Raw genomic sequence first — 16,791 nt, forward strand, 5'->3', positions numbered from 1 at the left:
CATAATTGACAAAGCTACGTTTATACATAGCGCCTTGCCACCCAGTACCTGTCACACTTTCTTCATTTAGATAAAATGACTCTTTGCTTGAAGATTGACTAAACGTACCACCAACTCCACCGCCTGTAAGATTATCAGTAAAGTTGTTCGTAGTTTGCTTATTCCATCCTTTAAATGTACGCAACTCATCTCCTAAAATCAGTGGTGAGTAATCATTAAGTGGTTTATCCACATCATCTTCACCTATCATAAAATAATCTTCGTCTCCTTTGGCAATTTGGAAGAAATTAGCATTTTTCAAAGCCCTTGCCTCCACAGTGACTGGTGTGTCAGCAGTACCGCTATTTACAATAGATACTTGATCTGATATTGCAGTGTTGTAATTACCAGCTGCTGCGTACTTGTATGGGTCTGTAAGAACAACAGTAATATTAAATTCAATAAAACCTGTTGGTGTCTTGTCTAACTCAATCGCCCCTTCAAAGTATGCGTTCCAATACCAGTCTTTAGATTTAAATTGTAGTGTCACTTCTCTATCATGATTAAAGAAATTACTTAACTCGTGTAGTATTTCATCATGACTTTTTAATCCTCCCGATGAAATATAGTCGTTGCGTACGATAAGTGGTAATTCAAAAGAATATTCTTCTAAATTTCGTCTTTTAAAGACCGAACCCTTCCTACCTGTAACGGTTTCTCGGTCAATAGAAAAATTAAAAGAGGGTATCTTAAACCCTCTTTCAACAACTAGCCATGGAATTGTTTTTCCATCAACAATAATTGTGTCGTATAGCATATTGCACCTCCCTAAAATCGTTTCATTCTTTGTTTTTGTCTATTGTAATCATCAATTGCACTGAACACTTGGCTTCTATGCTCATACTTATCAATAATTGGTTCAAAGTTTTTATTTTCAATACCTGCATTAGATTTAGCAATTTCCATCAACAAGTTTAGCTGTTGTTGTTGCTGTTCAATTATCGTAAGTAACAATTTGTCGTTATTGACCGTATTGCTGTTATTACTTAGTTGTGTTGGACGTTTGTTATTGCTTGATTTATTACGTTGAATATCATTTGCAGCAAGCGCTAATAATTTCATTGCATCGCCACGTCTGTTTGGATCTGTTGGAATAACCCATTCTGGATGTCCATCCTCAGCAAGGTTGTACCAACCCGCTGACTTGATAAGTCCTCCTGTTGCAAAACGTCTTGAACCTGTCGGTCCCCAACCAGTAAGTCCTGCTGCCATTCTACGTTTCCAAGCAGACAAGTTACCACGCCAAGCGCTGTTGTTAAAGAAAGCTAGTAATTGGTGATAACCATTTCTGATATTGCCATGGCCTTTTAATTTGTAACCACTAAATGTACCAGGTGTGAATTGCAGTAAACCCTGCGCCTCGTTACCGCCGCTGTTAACGTCTTTGATTTGTTGAGTCACACCTGCATTACCACCAGATTCTGTTTGGATCAGTCGAATTATATCGTTAATATCGCTACCAGATAGTGATACTTTCATTCTTTTAGCAGCGCGTTTTATATCGTCTTTCCACTTACTTGCCGCTTTATTTTGGCTTCCGCTACCAAGACCTTTAAGCCATTCAAGAACGTTACTTTGTGGTTTGCCGTTTTTATTTAATTGGAAATGCAAGTGCGCGCCACGAACAAAATTACCTGTAGCACCAGATTTGGCAATTTCATCTCCAACACTGACTTTTTGACCTTGTTTAACAAGTTGTTTAGATAGGTGCATATACCAGTTAGTTAAGCCACCACCTAAAGCAACTTCGATAGATTTACCTCCGCCGTAGTCATTCCAAACTCTTGATACCTTACCACCAGCAACAGCTTTAATAGATGTTCCTGTAGGCATGCCAAAGTCTAGTCCGTAGTGGTTACCACCGTTAAAGTTCAGACCACCAGTGTATTTTCCGAACTTTTGCCACAGTGGATATTTAAATAACCAACTTGCGTCACCTACGCCGCCAGCAGCATCTTCCATCCACTCTTTTATTAAACTTATTGCGGCGTTTTTTAGTTTTCCGAACATACCTTTCATCATATTAAAAGGTAAGCTAGCTGCTTTCGGTATACCGAATGATTCTAAGTTTATTCCAAAGGCATCCATTACTTTTTCGAATAATTTTCCAGGTTTTTTAAGCCAATCAGTTACTTCACCAACCGTCTTACCTAACCATTCTTTACCTTTGCCTGCTAATTCGACAGCTTTCGCTAAACCATCACCGGCTGCATCTTTAACGTCGTGTGCAGTGTTTGCAATGCCTTTTCCTGCTTTACCAGCTATGTCCTTTGTCTTATCCCATAAATTTTTCTGGCCAGTACCTTTACTAAACTTAGGAATATGGCCTAATTTTTGTAATGTTTGTGTCTGACGACCGCTTAATACACTATCGCCTTTATTGAGTGGCATTGTGACATTTCTACCTTTAGGGGAGAACATCGTACCATTAGCACGCCTGATAATTTCTCTGTGGCCATTTGGTCCTGTACCATTACCTGGTCCTTTATCATTAACAGTCGCTAGTGTCGGTCTATTGATTTTACCATTTGTAATGAATTTTCTAGATGGCTCTGTCGTGCCGGTGTGCAACTTGATTTCAGGTAATTTTTTCATACCCAGCTTATCGCCAACCCAGTTAACGCCTTTGATAAGTTTGTTCAGACCACCCTTGACTGATTTGACCATACCGTTGATATGACCTTTAATTTTGCCAATGATATTTTTTAAGCCATTATTCATGTTGTTAAATGTATTTTTGATAGAAGACCACATGGATTTTACTGTGCCAACTGTTTTATTTTTAATCGTTGACCATGCTTTAACCATAAAGTTTTTAACGCCATTAAAAATTGCGCGAGTTTTAGAATTCAATGTGTTAAATGTTCTTTGAATGGAAGACCACATATTTTTTACTAAACTAATCACTGTATTTTTAATGCTACGCCATGTACTTATCAAGAATTTCTTTATTTTGTTAAACAAACTACGAATAAAGCTGTTAAGTGAATTAAATATACTACGTAAATTACTTGTTAAACTGCGTGCTACTGACACTACGTATGATCTAATACTTCGCCATACAGAAATTAAGAAATTACGTACACTATTGAAGATTTTTCGAATAGTTGCACCTAAGCTATTAAATATATTACGTACATTTGTTGTAATTGCTCGTGCTGTTGATACTACAAATTTACGGATAGCAGACCATATTGAACGTACAAATGTTGAAATCGCACGGAAAATAACTGATATAGCTACTTTCATTGCGTTAAACGAATTTTTAACACTTGTATAAATATTTCGTGCTATTGAGATGATGAAATTCTTTAATGCAGACCATAAAGTACGGATAATTTGTGATGCTATCCTTACTGAAGTTACCATGATTAATCTCATGGCTATAAACACATTTTTTACACCGTTGTATATAGCTTGTGCAGTGACTACAATCACATTTTTTATAACTGACCAGACAGTTCGTATCACGTTAGCAATTAATTGCATGCTTGTTTTGATGATAATGAGCATGCTGCCAAACGTACCACGCACCAGCCCGGAAATGATTTGTAGTGCTCCTCTAAATAAAGATTTTATACCTTCCCAAATAAGACTGAAATTTAATGTGAAGATACCTTTGAATATTTGTATTATACCAACTAAAATATTTAGCCCGCCTCTGAATACAGAACCTAACGCTGTCATTGCGTTAGAAACAATTGCTTTTAATCCTCCGAAAACAATTTTGAAAGCATTAGCTATACCGCCTAAGATAGGTTTTACTACATTATTGAATACAAATGACAATGAAGTCATTGCTACTACTTTAAATGCATTAAATATCGTTTTTACAACTGTGAAGATACCACCAAGAATAGCCTTAACAGTATCACCATGTTGTTGCCACAACATTTTCATCCCTATACTAAACAAAGCTGCAGTATTTTTAATATAGTTAAATATATTTACAAATAATTCTCTGATATTAGTTAAAATATAACCAATATTAGACACAATATCTGGCGGCAAAATTTTATTAAGTATGTCGGTACCTTTAATCAAGTCCCCAGATAAAAAAGCACCCAATCCACTGAAATAAGTTTTGATCCAATCAATGGCTTTTTTAATACCGTCACTTACCCAGGTAAAAGCTGCACGGATTGCGCGTGTACTCATTTCAATGCTTGCCACTACAAATGATGGCAATATTGCATTGAGAATTGTACTACCGCCTTTAAAATCTCCCGTAAGCATAGCTTTGATACCTTTAAACACAGTAGAGAACACTTGACCTACAACTTGTACTGCACGCTTAACTGCATCAAAAGCACCATTCACGATATTCCTAAATGTTTCTGATTTTTTATAAGCAATAACTAACGCAGTACCAATTGCTACGATTGCTGCAATAGCAATTCCAATCGGTCCTGTTAATAACGTCATTGCCGAACCGATTAATGGTATTTTAGTTGCTACTTGAGTGATTGGACTAAGCAACATTGTAAAACCTTTTTTTAGTCCGCCTAAGATACCCGTACCGCCACCAAATTTGTTAAGCATTATCATGGCGTTGGCAATATTGACAATACCGCCTGCCAATAGACCGGTTAGAATAATAAGTGGTGGGATTGCAATAGCTAATGAACCAAATACTGCAATAACAATCTTCGTAAAGTTGCTTGTTTGTTGTAGATGTTTGAACAATCCAGTGAATACATCTGCTAATTTACTGACAATAGGTGCAACTGCATCACCTATAGTACGTAAGAAGTTGATAAATGTATTTTTAAGTACCTTTAACTTACTTCCCATTGTTTCATATCGAATAGCTGCTTCATCAGTTAATGCAGTGTTTTCTTTCCAACCTTTAGCACCTGTACGAAGTGCATCATCAAGCACTTTATGGTTATTGGCCATACGTCTGATTGTGTCTGCTTCACGAATACCCTTAATACCGACTTCATCTAATGCTTTTAGTACGCCTTTAGCGCCACCTTTTGTATTAGATAAACCTTTAACGAACATAGATAAAGCTTTTGATGGATTGTTTTCCCATGTATCAGCAAATTCTTTAGCACTTACACCTGCAGTTTGAGCAAATCCATCTAATGTATCGCCACCGTCTGCAACTGCTCGTGTCATTTTGTTGAATATTTGGGTCATTGCTGTACCGCCGGCTTCTGCCTCGATACCAACTGATGACATTGATGCACTGACTGACATAATTTCATCAGAACTAAAACCTGCTTGTGCGCCTGCACCAGCTAAACGTTGTGCCATTTCTACTATTTCTTTTTCAGTTGTTGCACTTGAATTACCTAATGCAGTGACTGTCGCACCTAAACGGTCAACATCTTTAATAGGCATTTTAGCGGCGTTAGCAAATCTTGCAAACTCTGTTGCCGCTTCTTCCGCCGTTAAGTTAGTTGCTACACCCATATTCATCATAGTTTCAGTGAATGCAGTAATATCTTTCTTTTTAACACCTAATTGACCTGCTGCTTCTGCCACACCAGCAATTTCAGTTGCTGCAAAAGGCATTCTGCTACTCATTGCAGTAATTTCATTGCCCATTTTACGCAACTCTGCACCAGACATATCAGTTGTTTTAGCAACACCTGCTAATGCTTGTTCCCATTCAATAGATGACTTGATTGCAGTACCCATCGCTGCAACTGCAGGCATTGTCATGTATATCAACGCACCTGATCCAATTGCTCGCATGTTCATACCAACATTTTTTATTGAGTCGCCATATTTGTTTACACTTTGTATTGCTCGACCAAAGCCAGTTGCACCCAATGCTTGTGCTTGTTGTTGTGATGCTGCTAATTGTTTATATGCGACAGATGTTTGCTTAATTTCACCTTCAAGCTCATTCATCTTTATCTTTTGTTGTGTGATTGCACTTGCTAATTCTCGTGCTTCTTGGCTGTTTTCTCCTTGAGCTTGTGCCACAAATTTATATTGTGTACTTAATTCACGTAACACTGTACGTTGTTGTGACATATTCGTATTTAATGTTTTTAGATGATTATCATAAGCTTTAACGCTTTCTCCAGCACGTGTTAAGTTACTACGTGATAATGATAAAGTGTCATTAAATGATTGCATTTTCGCACGGATTTGAGACATTGACGAAATCCCTTGCTTTTGCTCCATCTCTAAACGATTATGTGCGTTCGTTGTTTCTTTAAGTTGACCATTTAATTCTTTTAACTTCACGCGTTCTTCAGTTAATTTTAAATTAAGCTGTTGAGCTTCTTTGCTTGTTGAACCATATTGACGTTTTGCGTAATCATATTGTCTGCTTAAATTTTGAACAATGAGTTGCTGTTGTTTCATGCTGTTATTGAGTTCAGATATACGCGCCTTATACGCTTGTGCAGTTTGTCCACTCATTCTAAAGTTAGATGCGCTAATTTTTAGTGCAGTCGCAACTGAAGTAATCTTTTCACGGATTTGAGACATTGACATAGTCATCGTACGTTGTTCCATTGAGAAACGTTTTGCTTCAAGTGTTGTATCTTTAAACTGCTTATCCAATACATTTAAAGCTTGTTTCTCTTGTAAAATTTTTTGTTTTAAATTAAGTGCTTCTTTTGACATTGCACCTTGTTCACGTACCACTGTTCTGTAACGTGCTTCTAATACACGAATTGCACTTTGATGCTTTGACATAACTACACTGAGTTGATTCAAATAATTCTGGTAACTCTTTGTGGATTGTCCTGCTCGTTCAAAACTCATATTCGCAATATTGAGTTGTTTACGCATCGTACCTAAAATTGTATTGATCTTCTCCATTGAAAAGACTGAACGTTTGGTTGTCGTATCAAATTGTTTCATCTCTTTCTCTGTGGATGATAACTGACGCTTATACATGTTCAATGCTTGATGTTGTCTGCTATACTCTTGTCTTAATTTCTCTGCTTCTGCACTTGTACGTTGTTCTTCAAGCGTCATCTTACGAAGTCGATTCGAAATATCTTTCATTGATTGTTCAGTTAGATCAATACCACGCTTTAGTTCTTTGGTACGCGCAGCAAATGTTTGCATTGATTTTTCGCTGTACTTAAAGTCACTATTAGAACGTTTCATCTCGCTTGACAACGTCTTGAACTGTCCTCTAATCTGCTTCAACGTACGTTCAACGCCCACATCTTTCATATTCATCAGAATTGACAAACCTTTAATATGATTTTGACTCATTGTTTCACTCCTTTCCTAAAAACGTATAAAAAAATAGCCCTGACAAAAAGCCAAGGCTACAACTTTGCAAATAGTGCATCTGCTTTGGCGTCTGAAGTTACTTTATTTGTATGTCTTTCATCTAAAATTTGCAGCACGTAATGAAAAGGCATAGCAAGTACATCGTTAACGTCTTTACCTTCCTTAACCATATCTCTTACTACAATGTCGAAATTCTTTAACATACCTCTGTAAGTGTAATCTTCTTTTTTTAATTGACTTAGCTGATGCTCTGAATAAACTTTTTTGTTTGTTCATCTTGTTGACCATTTGCGATAAATTCAATTTGTTTCTGTAAAGCTTCAATCGCATCTGGTGCGTGTAAACGTTGTTGCACATCTTTTTTAGTGAATTGATTACCGTAGATTTTAACTACTGCGTCAATTAATTTGTCTAATTGCTCTTTAAATGACATTTCACGTTCACCATTCTCAACTTCCTCTAATTCAGCCATGATGTCTGTTGCTTCATATAAGACATCTAATGGGATAAAGTGCGGTGTTAAGAATGTTTCCATTTTAATTTCTTCTGCTTTAGGGTTTTCTACTAATTGAATGTAGTTACGTTTTAATTTACTCATAATATATGCTCCTTTATATCTTTTTATTAGCTAATAAAAAGACGCCCGTTAAGGCGTCTAAGACTTACTTATCTTTGCGTTTGAAGAAAGGAAGTTGATAACCTGCTTTCTCCAAACGATCTTCAAATTCTTTTACATATTTAACAGTTTCGTTGACTGTTTCATTCTTTTTGAAATACTTGTCATCTTCTTTATTTTTACAACTTTTCAACACTTTAAATTCAGCCATAGTTTCATCCCTCCTGATTATGCTGTTGGTGTATCTTCTGTGGGCACATTAGATGTTTGTTCAGTTTGAGCTTGTGATACTTCTTGTGCTTCTTGATATGCACCTTGTAATAAGCGTTGGAAGAATTCTGTCTCATCATCGTCTTTCTTTTCAGAATCAAAGATAATCTTACGTTTATCATCAAACACACGATGCATTGCTGTACCTTCTACTTCTTCTTGTGAGAATTCCCAGTCTGATTCTGCAGTTGACCCTTCAATATTTGGATCTGAGAACATTACTTTTGGTAAACCAATGCGCTGAAATGAACCATCACGTCGTTCGCGTTTGAACCAAACCGCAACGTAGTTATTTTGTTTACCTTTAACTTCTTCATAAATACCATGCTCATCGTATACTTCATTAAAGATAATTTCACGGATCTCTTTAGGGAAAGCGTGCATTGTTAAGTTGAATGATGATTCGCCATCTGTGTTACCGGATTCGATAATACCACCATCTGCATACGAGTTTACAACTTCTCCTCCAGATTCAAGTGAGATTTCTTGTAAACCTCGTGTTTGCGTTACCTTATCGTACTTAATTTCGTTTGGTTCATCTGTTGTCAATAATGCGAAACCTAAATCTTTGATATTTACATATGCTCTTGGCGTTTTAGCTTGTTTGACCATTTAATTTTCCTCCTCATAAAAAATCGCTTCATATCGTCTAGTTGAGCGATACAAAGCGAAATCTTTGTTATATTCGTTTCCTAAATTAGTTACTTGTCCCATGAGATAATTATCCCACAGCACTTTGTTGATACGTTGAGAAATTGCATTGCGTTTAAGTCTTGCGTTGTACCTATCCGTCGCTTTGACAAACACATCTACTTGAACAATATAGCTATAACCTTCTTGTTCACCGTCAAAGTAAACTTCCGGCATAGGGTCATCGAAATCATCAATAACAATATACGGTTCTGTAATGGACATAACTTCCGGATAATCGTTGAACTTGATATTGCGTTTGCTCACCATACTCATTAATTCTTCATCTTCTGTTATTGCTTGATAAATCATTGTTAAGATATCTTTCATAGCAACAACTTCTCCACTTCTTTTGTATAGGTATCATAAAAGGTTTTTCGTGCTGAACGTAACGCTTTATCGATTGCACCCATACCTTTTGGTCTGATGAATTTACCATTTCTTGCGTGGAAACCTTTTTCATTCAAGTGAACAATGCTATGCCTGTGTTTTTCCCCTTCCCAATAAATACGTACAGTGCGTAATCCACTTTCCCAGAATGGATCAGTTAATTTTACTTCTGCATATTCTGCACCTGTATCACGAAAGTATCTGATGTTAGCTTTGACCGCCTTATAAACAACTTCTGCTGCTTTGGTTAAAGCCTCGTCATAAATTTTCAACATCTTACGTCTCCCGAACTTCTCTGTAAGATAATCCATAACCTCTTTTTGATTGAATGTTACACCACTATTTTTTGAGGTCTTGCTAATTCTGATTGCCATTAAGCAACACTCCCAGCAAGTATCATAAGAAAACTTTCATTCTCTACATCTGGTTGTACCAGTTTGATATTCAAATCGTTTGTGATGTATGGCGATTCAACCTCAACATAGTCTGTTTCTTCATGCGGGATATATTGTCCCCTTGTATCACGTATGAAAATTTTGACGTTATGTTCTGTCCCATTTGCTATGGCGTCTTGCAACTCAATCATTTTCCATTGAGGTACATAAGCCCAACAACTATACAATTTCTCTTGTCTTTTCTGTCCTGCTTCTGGACCTTCATTTTCAACGTATCTGTAAAAATGAACTTTTGTATTTAACTTTTTCGTAGTGATAAACGGCTTTTTAAATTGTGTTCTCATCCACTTCACGCCCCATCACGTTGTTTAATCCAAAGTTTAGTAAGTCATCACGATAGTTATCGTTGAAAAACTCTAACTGGTCCTCATACGCATATCGTGTGCGTGCAAAGACCAAGTCTTGACCGACTAAATCATTGTATAAATCAAACTGCCCAAACCTAGACTCGATATTCAAGTAAGATTTGAGCAGTAATGTTTTTAAAAATTTATCTTCTGTATCATGTGAGATTTTTGTGTAATCTTTGAAATCTCTTAATAAATCATCTGTGATTTCCATTAAATCACCTCAATTATGCTGTTGGTGTTCCGTCAGTTGTTCCACCAGCTGAAGTTTGTGATTTAGGAGCTGTTACAATATCCAAATCATAAACTGCAGACGCTTTATTATCGGCAGGTTGACCATATGCAAATGTTTTAGCTGTAAATAAAATCGCATCTTGCAATGCTAACGTTTGGTCGAACTTCTTAACAGTTAGTCCACCGCCGCGGACCGCATCATAACGGTCAGTTACAAATGCGACTAGCTTACCTTTCGGTACAAACTCAGAAGTAATGATTTGTACATTGTATGGTAAAACTGTCACATAACCGCCATTTGCTGTTAAATACGTATAACGTGCTTGGATATCCCAAGAATCACGAGGGTTAACAACTAAAGCTACTTTACCGTCAATGGATAACTCTTTGCCTTTTTCATCTACTGAAAGATCTTTCAACATATCTTTTAATTCTAAAACTGTTGTATCGGCATCTTTAAACGTTAAAGTACCTGCAGAACTTTTATCAGTAACTGCACCAGTATCAGTATCAATATCTTTCATTAATCCGACCGGTTGTGTTTTAGCAGCACCGCCGCCATTAACGATTGCAGATTCCAAACCTACTGAAATCGCTTCTTGAATTTGCGTACGTACAAATCGTTCAATCCAGTTAGGACCAAAGATTGATAAATCATCCGGCAATACAACGAAGCATGTTAATTTGTATTGAGTGAAATCTTCTTCTCGGAATGCTGCATCCAATTGACCCTTGATTTCACCAAAGATTTTACCCCAAACTGCTTGACCAGCAGGGTCTGCCTTAATCACACGTGTTTTGATTCCTGCATTTTGGAAATTGATTTTAGATAACAGCGGATGATTCTTTTGTAAGTCTTCAAATACACGTTCTACAACAGTTTCAGGTAAGATTTTTTCATCTGTATAACCTACTTCATAATTAATTTCATTGAAGAATTTTCGTTCTTCTGAAGTTAACGGATCTTGAGAACGTTTGGCCAAGATTCCATTATCTACCACACGATTGTTTACCTCTGCTGAAATTTCTTCTTGTAAATCATTTGATAATGCATCAAACATTTCACCGAACGCTTTTGATTGTTCTTCGTCTGACGCGCCATTTTGCACTAAGTTGGCAAATTTTGCCTTATGTTCATGATAATTCTTTAACTTTGTATTATTAGCTTTCATATCGCCCATTAATATATTCCTCCTTGAATTTTCGCATAAAAAATAGCCTTTCGTTTCTCACAAAAAGGCTATTTAAAAAGCAAATTTATTAAATTTATTTTGTGGTTGTTGTGGTGGTGTATTATTACTTTCTTTGTTACCTTCTAATTTATCGAGTTGAGATTTAATACTTTTAATATCATTTTCGACTGTAGCGACACGTTCATCTACGGTGTCATTGCTTGTTGGTTCGTTTTGCTGAGGTTGCGCATCATCACCTTCAGATACATTTTCAATCATTTGTGCTAAAAGATGTTGCTGTTGTTGCAAGCTAGCTACTAATTGATTTTTATCCATGTTACTCACCTCCTTGTTTGATCTTTTTTTATCTGCAAACTTATTGCTTACAGCTTCATCTGCTGTTAACCAAGTTTCATTAGCCATCATTCGTGATAACTCTGCTTTATCAATGCCGGTACGTTCGTGATAAATATCAACAATAGAGGTATCTACACTTTCTAAAGCATTGAGTGTTTTTTGAATGTCAGATTTATTACCGAAAGCAAGAGTGGAAGCTTCATGTATCATCATATTTGCACCTGTATGCATTACAATCGTATCTGCAGCCATAGATATTAAAGATGCCGCACTTGCAGCGATTGAAGTAATTTCAATCGTTATATTATTTTTAAGGCTTTTGAGATAGTTATAAATATTAATACCTTCAAAAGCGTCACCACCAGCACTTGAAAGTTTAATTACAATATCTTTATCTGTATCTTTTAATGAATTCTCTATAAATTTATAAGAAATTGTATTATCAAACTCATCAGATGCCACCACACCATTCAAAGTTAAAATATGAGTGTTGTTTTTTATCTCATTTTTAAACTGTGGGACAATTTTAGGTACTTGCTTTGCCATTTGCCTCACCTCCTTTGAATGCGTCTGCACTTTGTAAATTCTTAGTAATAATAAACTTATCAAGCTCTTGGTCATCAGCTGGTTCTTCACCTGTCATAATTCTTACTTGATTACGTGTGAATGTACCGGAACTTACCAATTTATCAATTGCCTCTGACATTTGTAATGGATCTCGCTTGTCGATTCCTACAACACGAATGTGTTTATCTTCTTTTAAATATTCATCCGAGTAGAAAAATTTAGCATTCAATTCTGATTCTATTTTGCGAAGTAAAGGATTGATACAGAACTTAAGATAAGAATCAATTGTTTTTTCAAGGTCGGCCATTTCTCCTAGCACCAAGGATGGTGGAACGCCAATCATTCGAGCAACATCTGTTAAGATAGTACGTTTCAACTCTTCAATCTCCTTAAATTCTTGAGACCCTTGTGAACCACCTTTACTTGAATGTTCTTCATAACTCAATCCTCTTGTTAAAGGGGCAATCGCAATTGAATTATTCTTAAACGCCTCAAACAGCATATCAATATATGCTTGAGTTTTTTGCTTGCTTTCACTTTTCATCTGAGTTGTATCTATATTTAATGTTCCTCTGACTTGATTATTCATCAGCTGGAGGTTAATCATTCTGCCGAAAATTTCACCGTAATCTTCAAACAATCCAATAGAATATTGTTCTAATTTCTCATTGTTATAACGTAAATAAATCACATCATCCATTGAAAAAACACGTTTGAATTCAAAGTTATTGATCATAACATTTGTAAATTTATGCGGTAACAATCCTAATTCATCTTCATGATAAAAATCATCTGCAATAAAAAAGAACCCGTCATCATTCTTAACAACAAGCACTTCATTATCCATAATTAACTTGTAAATAAATTTTTGCCAAAAATCGACGGCGTTTTGATTTTTATTAGGTTGAACATTCAATTGATAGTACAATCGGTCTTTTTCTTTAACATTACCTGTCATCACTCTGAATTCACTTTGTGAAATGGTACGTGCTACCATCTCCACAACTGTATTCAGTGCAATTTGTTTTAAATAAGCCTTTTTGCTTGTATCTTGTAAAAATTCCAAATCGTACATCCATTCAAGCTCTGAATTACGTTTAAATACACTGTCAAATAATCCCATATGATACCTCCCTTCTAAAACTTTAATCCTCTTAAAAAGTCAATTTCTTCATCTATAGATGAAGCTTTCAACTCGTCCGCTCTGTATAAAGCATGGATAAGTGCTTGGAACCCATCTGTTTTACGTCTGATAGGCTCTTTCTTTTCGTAAGTTTTATTACCATATTTATCAATTTTGACAACCACATTACCTGTATACCAGCGCATAAGCGGATTATCACCAAATATAATATGCTGTTGTGCAAACATATCTTCCACACGAGGGGCTAACAGTGACTGGATCGCACGTGTGTTTTTTACAACCTCATATTCAATACCATTTTCTTCAAACATCGGACGTAACAAATCCATTCGGAAATTATCAGCAATCACTTTCTTTAATCCATAATTTTGTTGCGCTTCTAAAAACCAATCGATGATATGTTGTGGATTTATGGTAGGTTCATCCACAATAGTTAACAATCCTTGTTTTTCCCATTCTTTGATTGGAGGTTTTAACTGGTATTCATCTAAAAATGCCTTTCTAGCAAATGAATGAGTTTTCCATATATAATCCTCACCATCTCTGAATAACAGTCCAACTGCTGCAAAGTCTTTCAAACTTGCATAGTCGAGACCGCCTATACATTCTTCGTTTTCCATAGGCGGGATTGCACGATTAGTTGCGAGAACATCATCCCATGGTGCGACAACACTTTGAGAATCTGTTTCTGGCATATTCATTCGCTTAGTCATGAATTCAGGACGTCCTGAAGGATTAAACTTAAGCGTTAAATATTGTTGTTTAACCTCTTTGAATAGTTGCTGTCCATAAGTATTCATTGGTTTTTCAAACATTGGATTGGCCTTTTCCCACACCTCGGGGTTATCAATCTCATCTTTATCATCTATTTTGCAAATAAACGGAAACAATCTGTCTTCCGCTGATTCACCTTTAAGTACATTATCAGCACGTTCTTTTAAACGATCTAAAAAACCTTCTCTGACATAACCATCTGTCCCAATATAGAATGTGCGCGGATGTGCAACCTTACCTAATCCACTTCGCTTGATGTTGATAATCGTATCTTTCTCATAAGCATGAATTTCATCAAAGAAAATGCAACCTTCACGAGCTCCGTCTTTCGTTTTTTCATTCGATGTATCGAAAAGAAATTGTGATTTAGTTGAAAGACCTTCTACATAAACTTTGCTGAGATAAAAAGGATTATTAGGTCGTTCAGACGTAACATATAGATTGTTACTTTCAATCATTTCATATATTTCTTTAAAACTGACCAATGCTTGTTTTTCACTGTTAGCTACTACTGACATATTATATTTAGGTATGCCGTGCAATGGTGTCATGAAGAAAGCTCCCAGGGTACTGATATAACCATTTTTACCGCCACCACGTGCCATAGAGATAAAGAATTCGGAAAAATACGGTGTGAGTGTCTGCTCTTCGTATAAGAAAACAAAGCAAGATATAAATTTTTGAAAATCCCGCAATTCGAAAAACCATTTTTCACTGAATTTGATATAATCCTCAATTTTTTGAGTATCAAAATAGAGATCATCTCGTGTTAAAATATGTGCTTCAAGAAATTTGACCAATTCGATACGCTCTTTATTAGCAATGATAGTACCGTCTTTAATTTTCTCGATATAATTTGTCACATGCTTTGGTATCTTCATGTTAATTCAGGTCCTTTCTGTGCTTCGAGTTTCTTTTTTTCTTCAGCACGTTTGTCTAATTGAAACGATTTTTCTAAAGACAGCAATGCACTATTCACACGATTCTTTTCTGCAATAGCTGGGTTTTGTTTAATGTATTCTTGACTGCCGTTTTTTATATGTGACATAGGTCCCATTTCATCAATAGCAGTATCCAAAGCATAAAAAAGACGCAACAGATTACTGTAGCGTTCCACTTTCTCAATTTCCATATCATTATCAGTGTCAATAACAGACATTAACATTTTTTCAGCAGCTTCTATTCTTTTTAATTGGTCTCTCGTAAGACTTTCTTGAAGATAACTACGTTGTTTCATATACCCCTACCCCTTTCTTAAATATTCATAGTTATAGTTTTAAGTTATAGATACCCTCTAACGCAATAAAAATAAATTATAGTTGCGGAATTGACCCAAGCGCCGGTTTCCGCTAAATCCTTTAGGTATGGGATTCTTCAGACCGGGGGGTTATATAATTTTTTTATAAAATTAAACATTTTAATTCTCACCATTTTTCATCATTATATTTGTTTTTCTTATTATTTGGATTAAATTCAAATCTGCCATGTTTCTTATTGTGATGATATTTGCATAAAGTCTGCAGGTTATCCAAGTCATATGCCAATTCAGGGTGCGTATGCAGCTCTTTGATATGATCCACTTCTAAAGATTGATGTTGATTGAGCGTCATCTTACCTTCTGCTTTGCAATGTACACATTCATAATGATCTCTTTTTAGTACTTGTTCACGTGTCTTACGCCACTTCGCACGCATATAAAACTTTCTATTCTCATCACGTCTGTCTATATAGTTTGAGTACTCGCTCATATGCATTACCTCTTTGTCGATATAAAGAAAGACACGACACATCAGTGCCATGCCTTAGATATAATATAGTATCGATTGTGTCGTAAGCGTAGTTCTTACTTATCGTTATAACTCCATTATAATATTAAAGATATGTGTAACCAAAATCAGTATGATGTGTATGATGTGTATAAAGTGTATGGTTACTCGGGTTAATGCTGCGCATGATATAGAATGTTAACAATATCTTTCACACGTTTGTAGAAGGTAGCTCTACTTATATCTAGTATCGCCATAATCCTTTTATGGTTCTCTCTTTGCTTTAACATTTGTAAGATATGATAGTCTTTCTCATTAGTTATATAAGATTCATAAGTATCGATGAACGCTAACTTATCCATAATTAATTGGTTTCGTCTTTTAGCTTTACTTCTGTTTATAACCTTTACTAACACTTTATCACTCGTACCGCCTTGTGCTTTAGGCATTGCAGATTGGTAACCATACTGTGAAATAGAAGTGCTGTCATAATCATAAACTTGACTATCTATTACATTACTCATCCATTTATAGCCTTCTATCATTTCGTGTATCTCTTGTTTAGTGTACATCGCATACCTCCACTAACAAATAATGTATACACCTATTATAACATTTACTTATCAATTATGCTTATCGTGATAACCTTTAATTATCAAATTATCTATCATAATATCTTTCAACTTCAACTCTTCATCCAACTCTCTATTCGCCATATAAAGCACAAGAGAGAGGAGAGCGAAGAGAATGGTTAG

At 35.8% G+C, this 16,791-nt stretch carries 17 protein-coding genes; all 17 read right to left on the minus strand.

The features are described from left to right. A partial coding sequence (locus HMPREF3270_RS00255) for a distal tail protein Dit (RefSeq protein ID WP_176746700.1) occupies positions 1-796 on the minus strand: 796 nt, incomplete at its 3' end. Between the two features lie 11 nt (positions 797-807). Next, positions 808-7,233, minus strand: a complete 6,426-nt coding sequence (locus tag HMPREF3270_RS00260) for a phage tail tape measure protein (protein ID WP_070867134.1) — start codon at positions 7,231-7,233, stop codon at positions 808-810. Between the two features lie 56 nt (positions 7,234-7,289). Continuing rightward, positions 7,290-7,424 (minus strand): phage tail assembly chaperone GT, encoded by a 135-nt coding sequence (gene gpGT, locus HMPREF3270_RS14135; RefSeq protein ID WP_256324314.1) that lies wholly within the window; start codon positions 7,422-7,424, stop codon positions 7,290-7,292. Between the two features lie 68 nt (positions 7,425-7,492). Next, positions 7,493-7,852, minus strand: coding sequence for a phage tail assembly chaperone G (gpG, locus tag HMPREF3270_RS00265; RefSeq protein WP_070468975.1), 360 nt, complete (start codon positions 7,850-7,852; stop codon positions 7,493-7,495). A gap of 64 nt (positions 7,853-7,916) precedes the next feature. Next, positions 7,917-8,081 carry a hypothetical protein gene (locus HMPREF3270_RS13865; RefSeq protein ID WP_176746701.1) on the minus strand — a complete coding sequence of 55 codons (165 nt, stop codon included), beginning with the start codon at positions 8,079-8,081 and terminating at the stop codon, positions 7,917-7,919. A gap of 17 nt (positions 8,082-8,098) precedes the next feature. Beyond that, on the minus strand, positions 8,099-8,752 hold the full coding sequence (locus HMPREF3270_RS00270; protein ID WP_070848647.1) for a major tail protein: 654 nt from the start codon (positions 8,750-8,752) through the stop codon (positions 8,099-8,101). Beyond that, positions 8,753-9,160 carry a hypothetical protein gene (locus HMPREF3270_RS00275; protein WP_070468980.1) on the minus strand — a complete coding sequence of 136 codons (408 nt, stop codon included), beginning with the start codon at positions 9,158-9,160 and terminating at the stop codon, positions 8,753-8,755. Further along, positions 9,157-9,594: a hypothetical protein gene (locus tag HMPREF3270_RS00280; protein WP_070848646.1), complete on the minus strand. Its 438-nt coding sequence runs from the start codon at positions 9,592-9,594 to the stop codon at positions 9,157-9,159. The genes HMPREF3270_RS00275 and HMPREF3270_RS00280 overlap by 4 nt, the downstream gene beginning before the upstream one ends. Next, positions 9,594-9,959: a head-tail adaptor protein gene (locus HMPREF3270_RS00285; protein WP_070867135.1), complete on the minus strand. Its 366-nt coding sequence runs from the start codon at positions 9,957-9,959 to the stop codon at positions 9,594-9,596. Before HMPREF3270_RS00285 ends, HMPREF3270_RS00280 begins: the two co-directional genes overlap by 1 nt. Beyond that, positions 9,943-10,236, minus strand: coding sequence for a phage head-tail adapter protein (locus HMPREF3270_RS00290; RefSeq protein ID WP_070468986.1), 294 nt, complete (start codon positions 10,234-10,236; stop codon positions 9,943-9,945). The genes HMPREF3270_RS00285 and HMPREF3270_RS00290 overlap by 17 nt, the downstream gene beginning before the upstream one ends. A gap of 13 nt (positions 10,237-10,249) precedes the next feature. Continuing rightward, positions 10,250-11,437: a phage major capsid protein gene (locus HMPREF3270_RS00295; RefSeq protein WP_083326824.1), complete on the minus strand. Its 1,188-nt coding sequence runs from the start codon at positions 11,435-11,437 to the stop codon at positions 10,250-10,252. A 63-nt stretch (positions 11,438-11,500) separates the two neighbouring features. Next, entirely contained in the window at positions 11,501-12,331 is an 831-nt protein-coding gene (locus HMPREF3270_RS00300; RefSeq protein ID WP_070867136.1) for a head maturation protease, ClpP-related, read from the minus strand. After that, positions 12,312-13,475: a phage portal protein gene (locus HMPREF3270_RS00305; RefSeq protein WP_070468990.1), complete on the minus strand. Its 1,164-nt coding sequence runs from the start codon at positions 13,473-13,475 to the stop codon at positions 12,312-12,314. Before HMPREF3270_RS00305 ends, HMPREF3270_RS00300 begins: the two co-directional genes overlap by 20 nt. A gap of 14 nt (positions 13,476-13,489) precedes the next feature. Continuing rightward, on the minus strand, positions 13,490-15,151 hold the full coding sequence (locus HMPREF3270_RS00310; protein ID WP_070867137.1) for a terminase TerL endonuclease subunit: 1,662 nt from the start codon (positions 15,149-15,151) through the stop codon (positions 13,490-13,492). Continuing rightward, positions 15,148-15,507: a P27 family phage terminase small subunit gene (locus tag HMPREF3270_RS00315; protein ID WP_070867138.1), complete on the minus strand. Its 360-nt coding sequence runs from the start codon at positions 15,505-15,507 to the stop codon at positions 15,148-15,150. The genes HMPREF3270_RS00310 and HMPREF3270_RS00315 overlap by 4 nt, the downstream gene beginning before the upstream one ends. A gap of 187 nt (positions 15,508-15,694) precedes the next feature. Next, on the minus strand, positions 15,695-16,018 hold the full coding sequence (locus HMPREF3270_RS00320; protein WP_070867139.1) for an HNH endonuclease: 324 nt from the start codon (positions 16,016-16,018) through the stop codon (positions 15,695-15,697). Positions 16,019-16,209: 191 nt separating this feature from the next. Further along, complete coding sequence (locus tag HMPREF3270_RS00325) at positions 16,210-16,608, minus strand: helix-turn-helix domain-containing protein (protein ID WP_057510413.1); 399 nt, start codon at positions 16,606-16,608, stop codon at positions 16,210-16,212. Positions 16,609-16,791 lie beyond the last annotated feature (183 nt).

This window comes from Staphylococcus sp. HMSC65H10 (assembly GCF_001839185.1).
Classification (GTDB): Bacteria; Bacillota; Bacilli; order Staphylococcales; family Staphylococcaceae; genus Staphylococcus; species Staphylococcus simulans.

What these genes read in the sequence shown, in the direction of transcription:
- HMPREF3270_RS00260 (WP_070867134.1), bottom strand. Translation starts at nt 7,233, where the DNA reads ATGAGTCAAAATCATATTAAAGGTTTGTCAATTCTGATGAATATGAAA.
- gpGT (WP_256324314.1), bottom strand. Translation starts at nt 7,424, where the DNA reads ATGGTTAAGGAAGGTAAAGACGTTAACGATGTACTTGCTATGCCTTTT.
- gpG (WP_070468975.1), bottom strand. Translation starts at nt 7,852, where the DNA reads ATGAGTAAATTAAAACGTAACTACATTCAATTAGTAGAAAACCCTAAA.
- HMPREF3270_RS13865 (WP_176746701.1), bottom strand. Translation starts at nt 8,081, where the DNA reads ATGGCTGAATTTAAAGTGTTGAAAAGTTGTAAAAATAAAGAAGATGAC.
- HMPREF3270_RS00270 (WP_070848647.1), bottom strand. Translation starts at nt 8,752, where the DNA reads ATGGTCAAACAAGCTAAAACGCCAAGAGCATATGTAAATATCAAAGAT.
- HMPREF3270_RS00275 (WP_070468980.1), bottom strand. Translation starts at nt 9,160, where the DNA reads ATGAAAGATATCTTAACAATGATTTATCAAGCAATAACAGAAGATGAA.
- HMPREF3270_RS00280 (WP_070848646.1), bottom strand. Translation starts at nt 9,594, where the DNA reads ATGGCAATCAGAATTAGCAAGACCTCAAAAAATAGTGGTGTAACATTC.
- HMPREF3270_RS00285 (WP_070867135.1), bottom strand. Translation starts at nt 9,959, where the DNA reads ATGAGAACACAATTTAAAAAGCCGTTTATCACTACGAAAAAGTTAAAT.
- HMPREF3270_RS00290 (WP_070468986.1), bottom strand. Translation starts at nt 10,236, where the DNA reads ATGGAAATCACAGATGATTTATTAAGAGATTTCAAAGATTACACAAAA.
- HMPREF3270_RS00295 (WP_083326824.1), bottom strand. Translation starts at nt 11,437, where the DNA reads ATGGGCGATATGAAAGCTAATAATACAAAGTTAAAGAATTATCATGAA.
- HMPREF3270_RS00300 (WP_070867136.1), bottom strand. Translation starts at nt 12,331, where the DNA reads ATGGCAAAGCAAGTACCTAAAATTGTCCCACAGTTTAAAAATGAGATA.
- HMPREF3270_RS00305 (WP_070468990.1), bottom strand. Translation starts at nt 13,475, where the DNA reads ATGGGATTATTTGACAGTGTATTTAAACGTAATTCAGAGCTTGAATGG.
- HMPREF3270_RS00310 (WP_070867137.1), bottom strand. Translation starts at nt 15,151, where the DNA reads ATGAAGATACCAAAGCATGTGACAAATTATATCGAGAAAATTAAAGAC.
- HMPREF3270_RS00315 (WP_070867138.1), bottom strand. Translation starts at nt 15,507, where the DNA reads ATGAAACAACGTAGTTATCTTCAAGAAAGTCTTACGAGAGACCAATTA.
- HMPREF3270_RS00320 (WP_070867139.1), bottom strand. Translation starts at nt 16,018, where the DNA reads ATGAGCGAGTACTCAAACTATATAGACAGACGTGATGAGAATAGAAAG.
- HMPREF3270_RS00325 (WP_057510413.1), bottom strand. Translation starts at nt 16,608, where the DNA reads ATGTACACTAAACAAGAGATACACGAAATGATAGAAGGCTATAAATGG.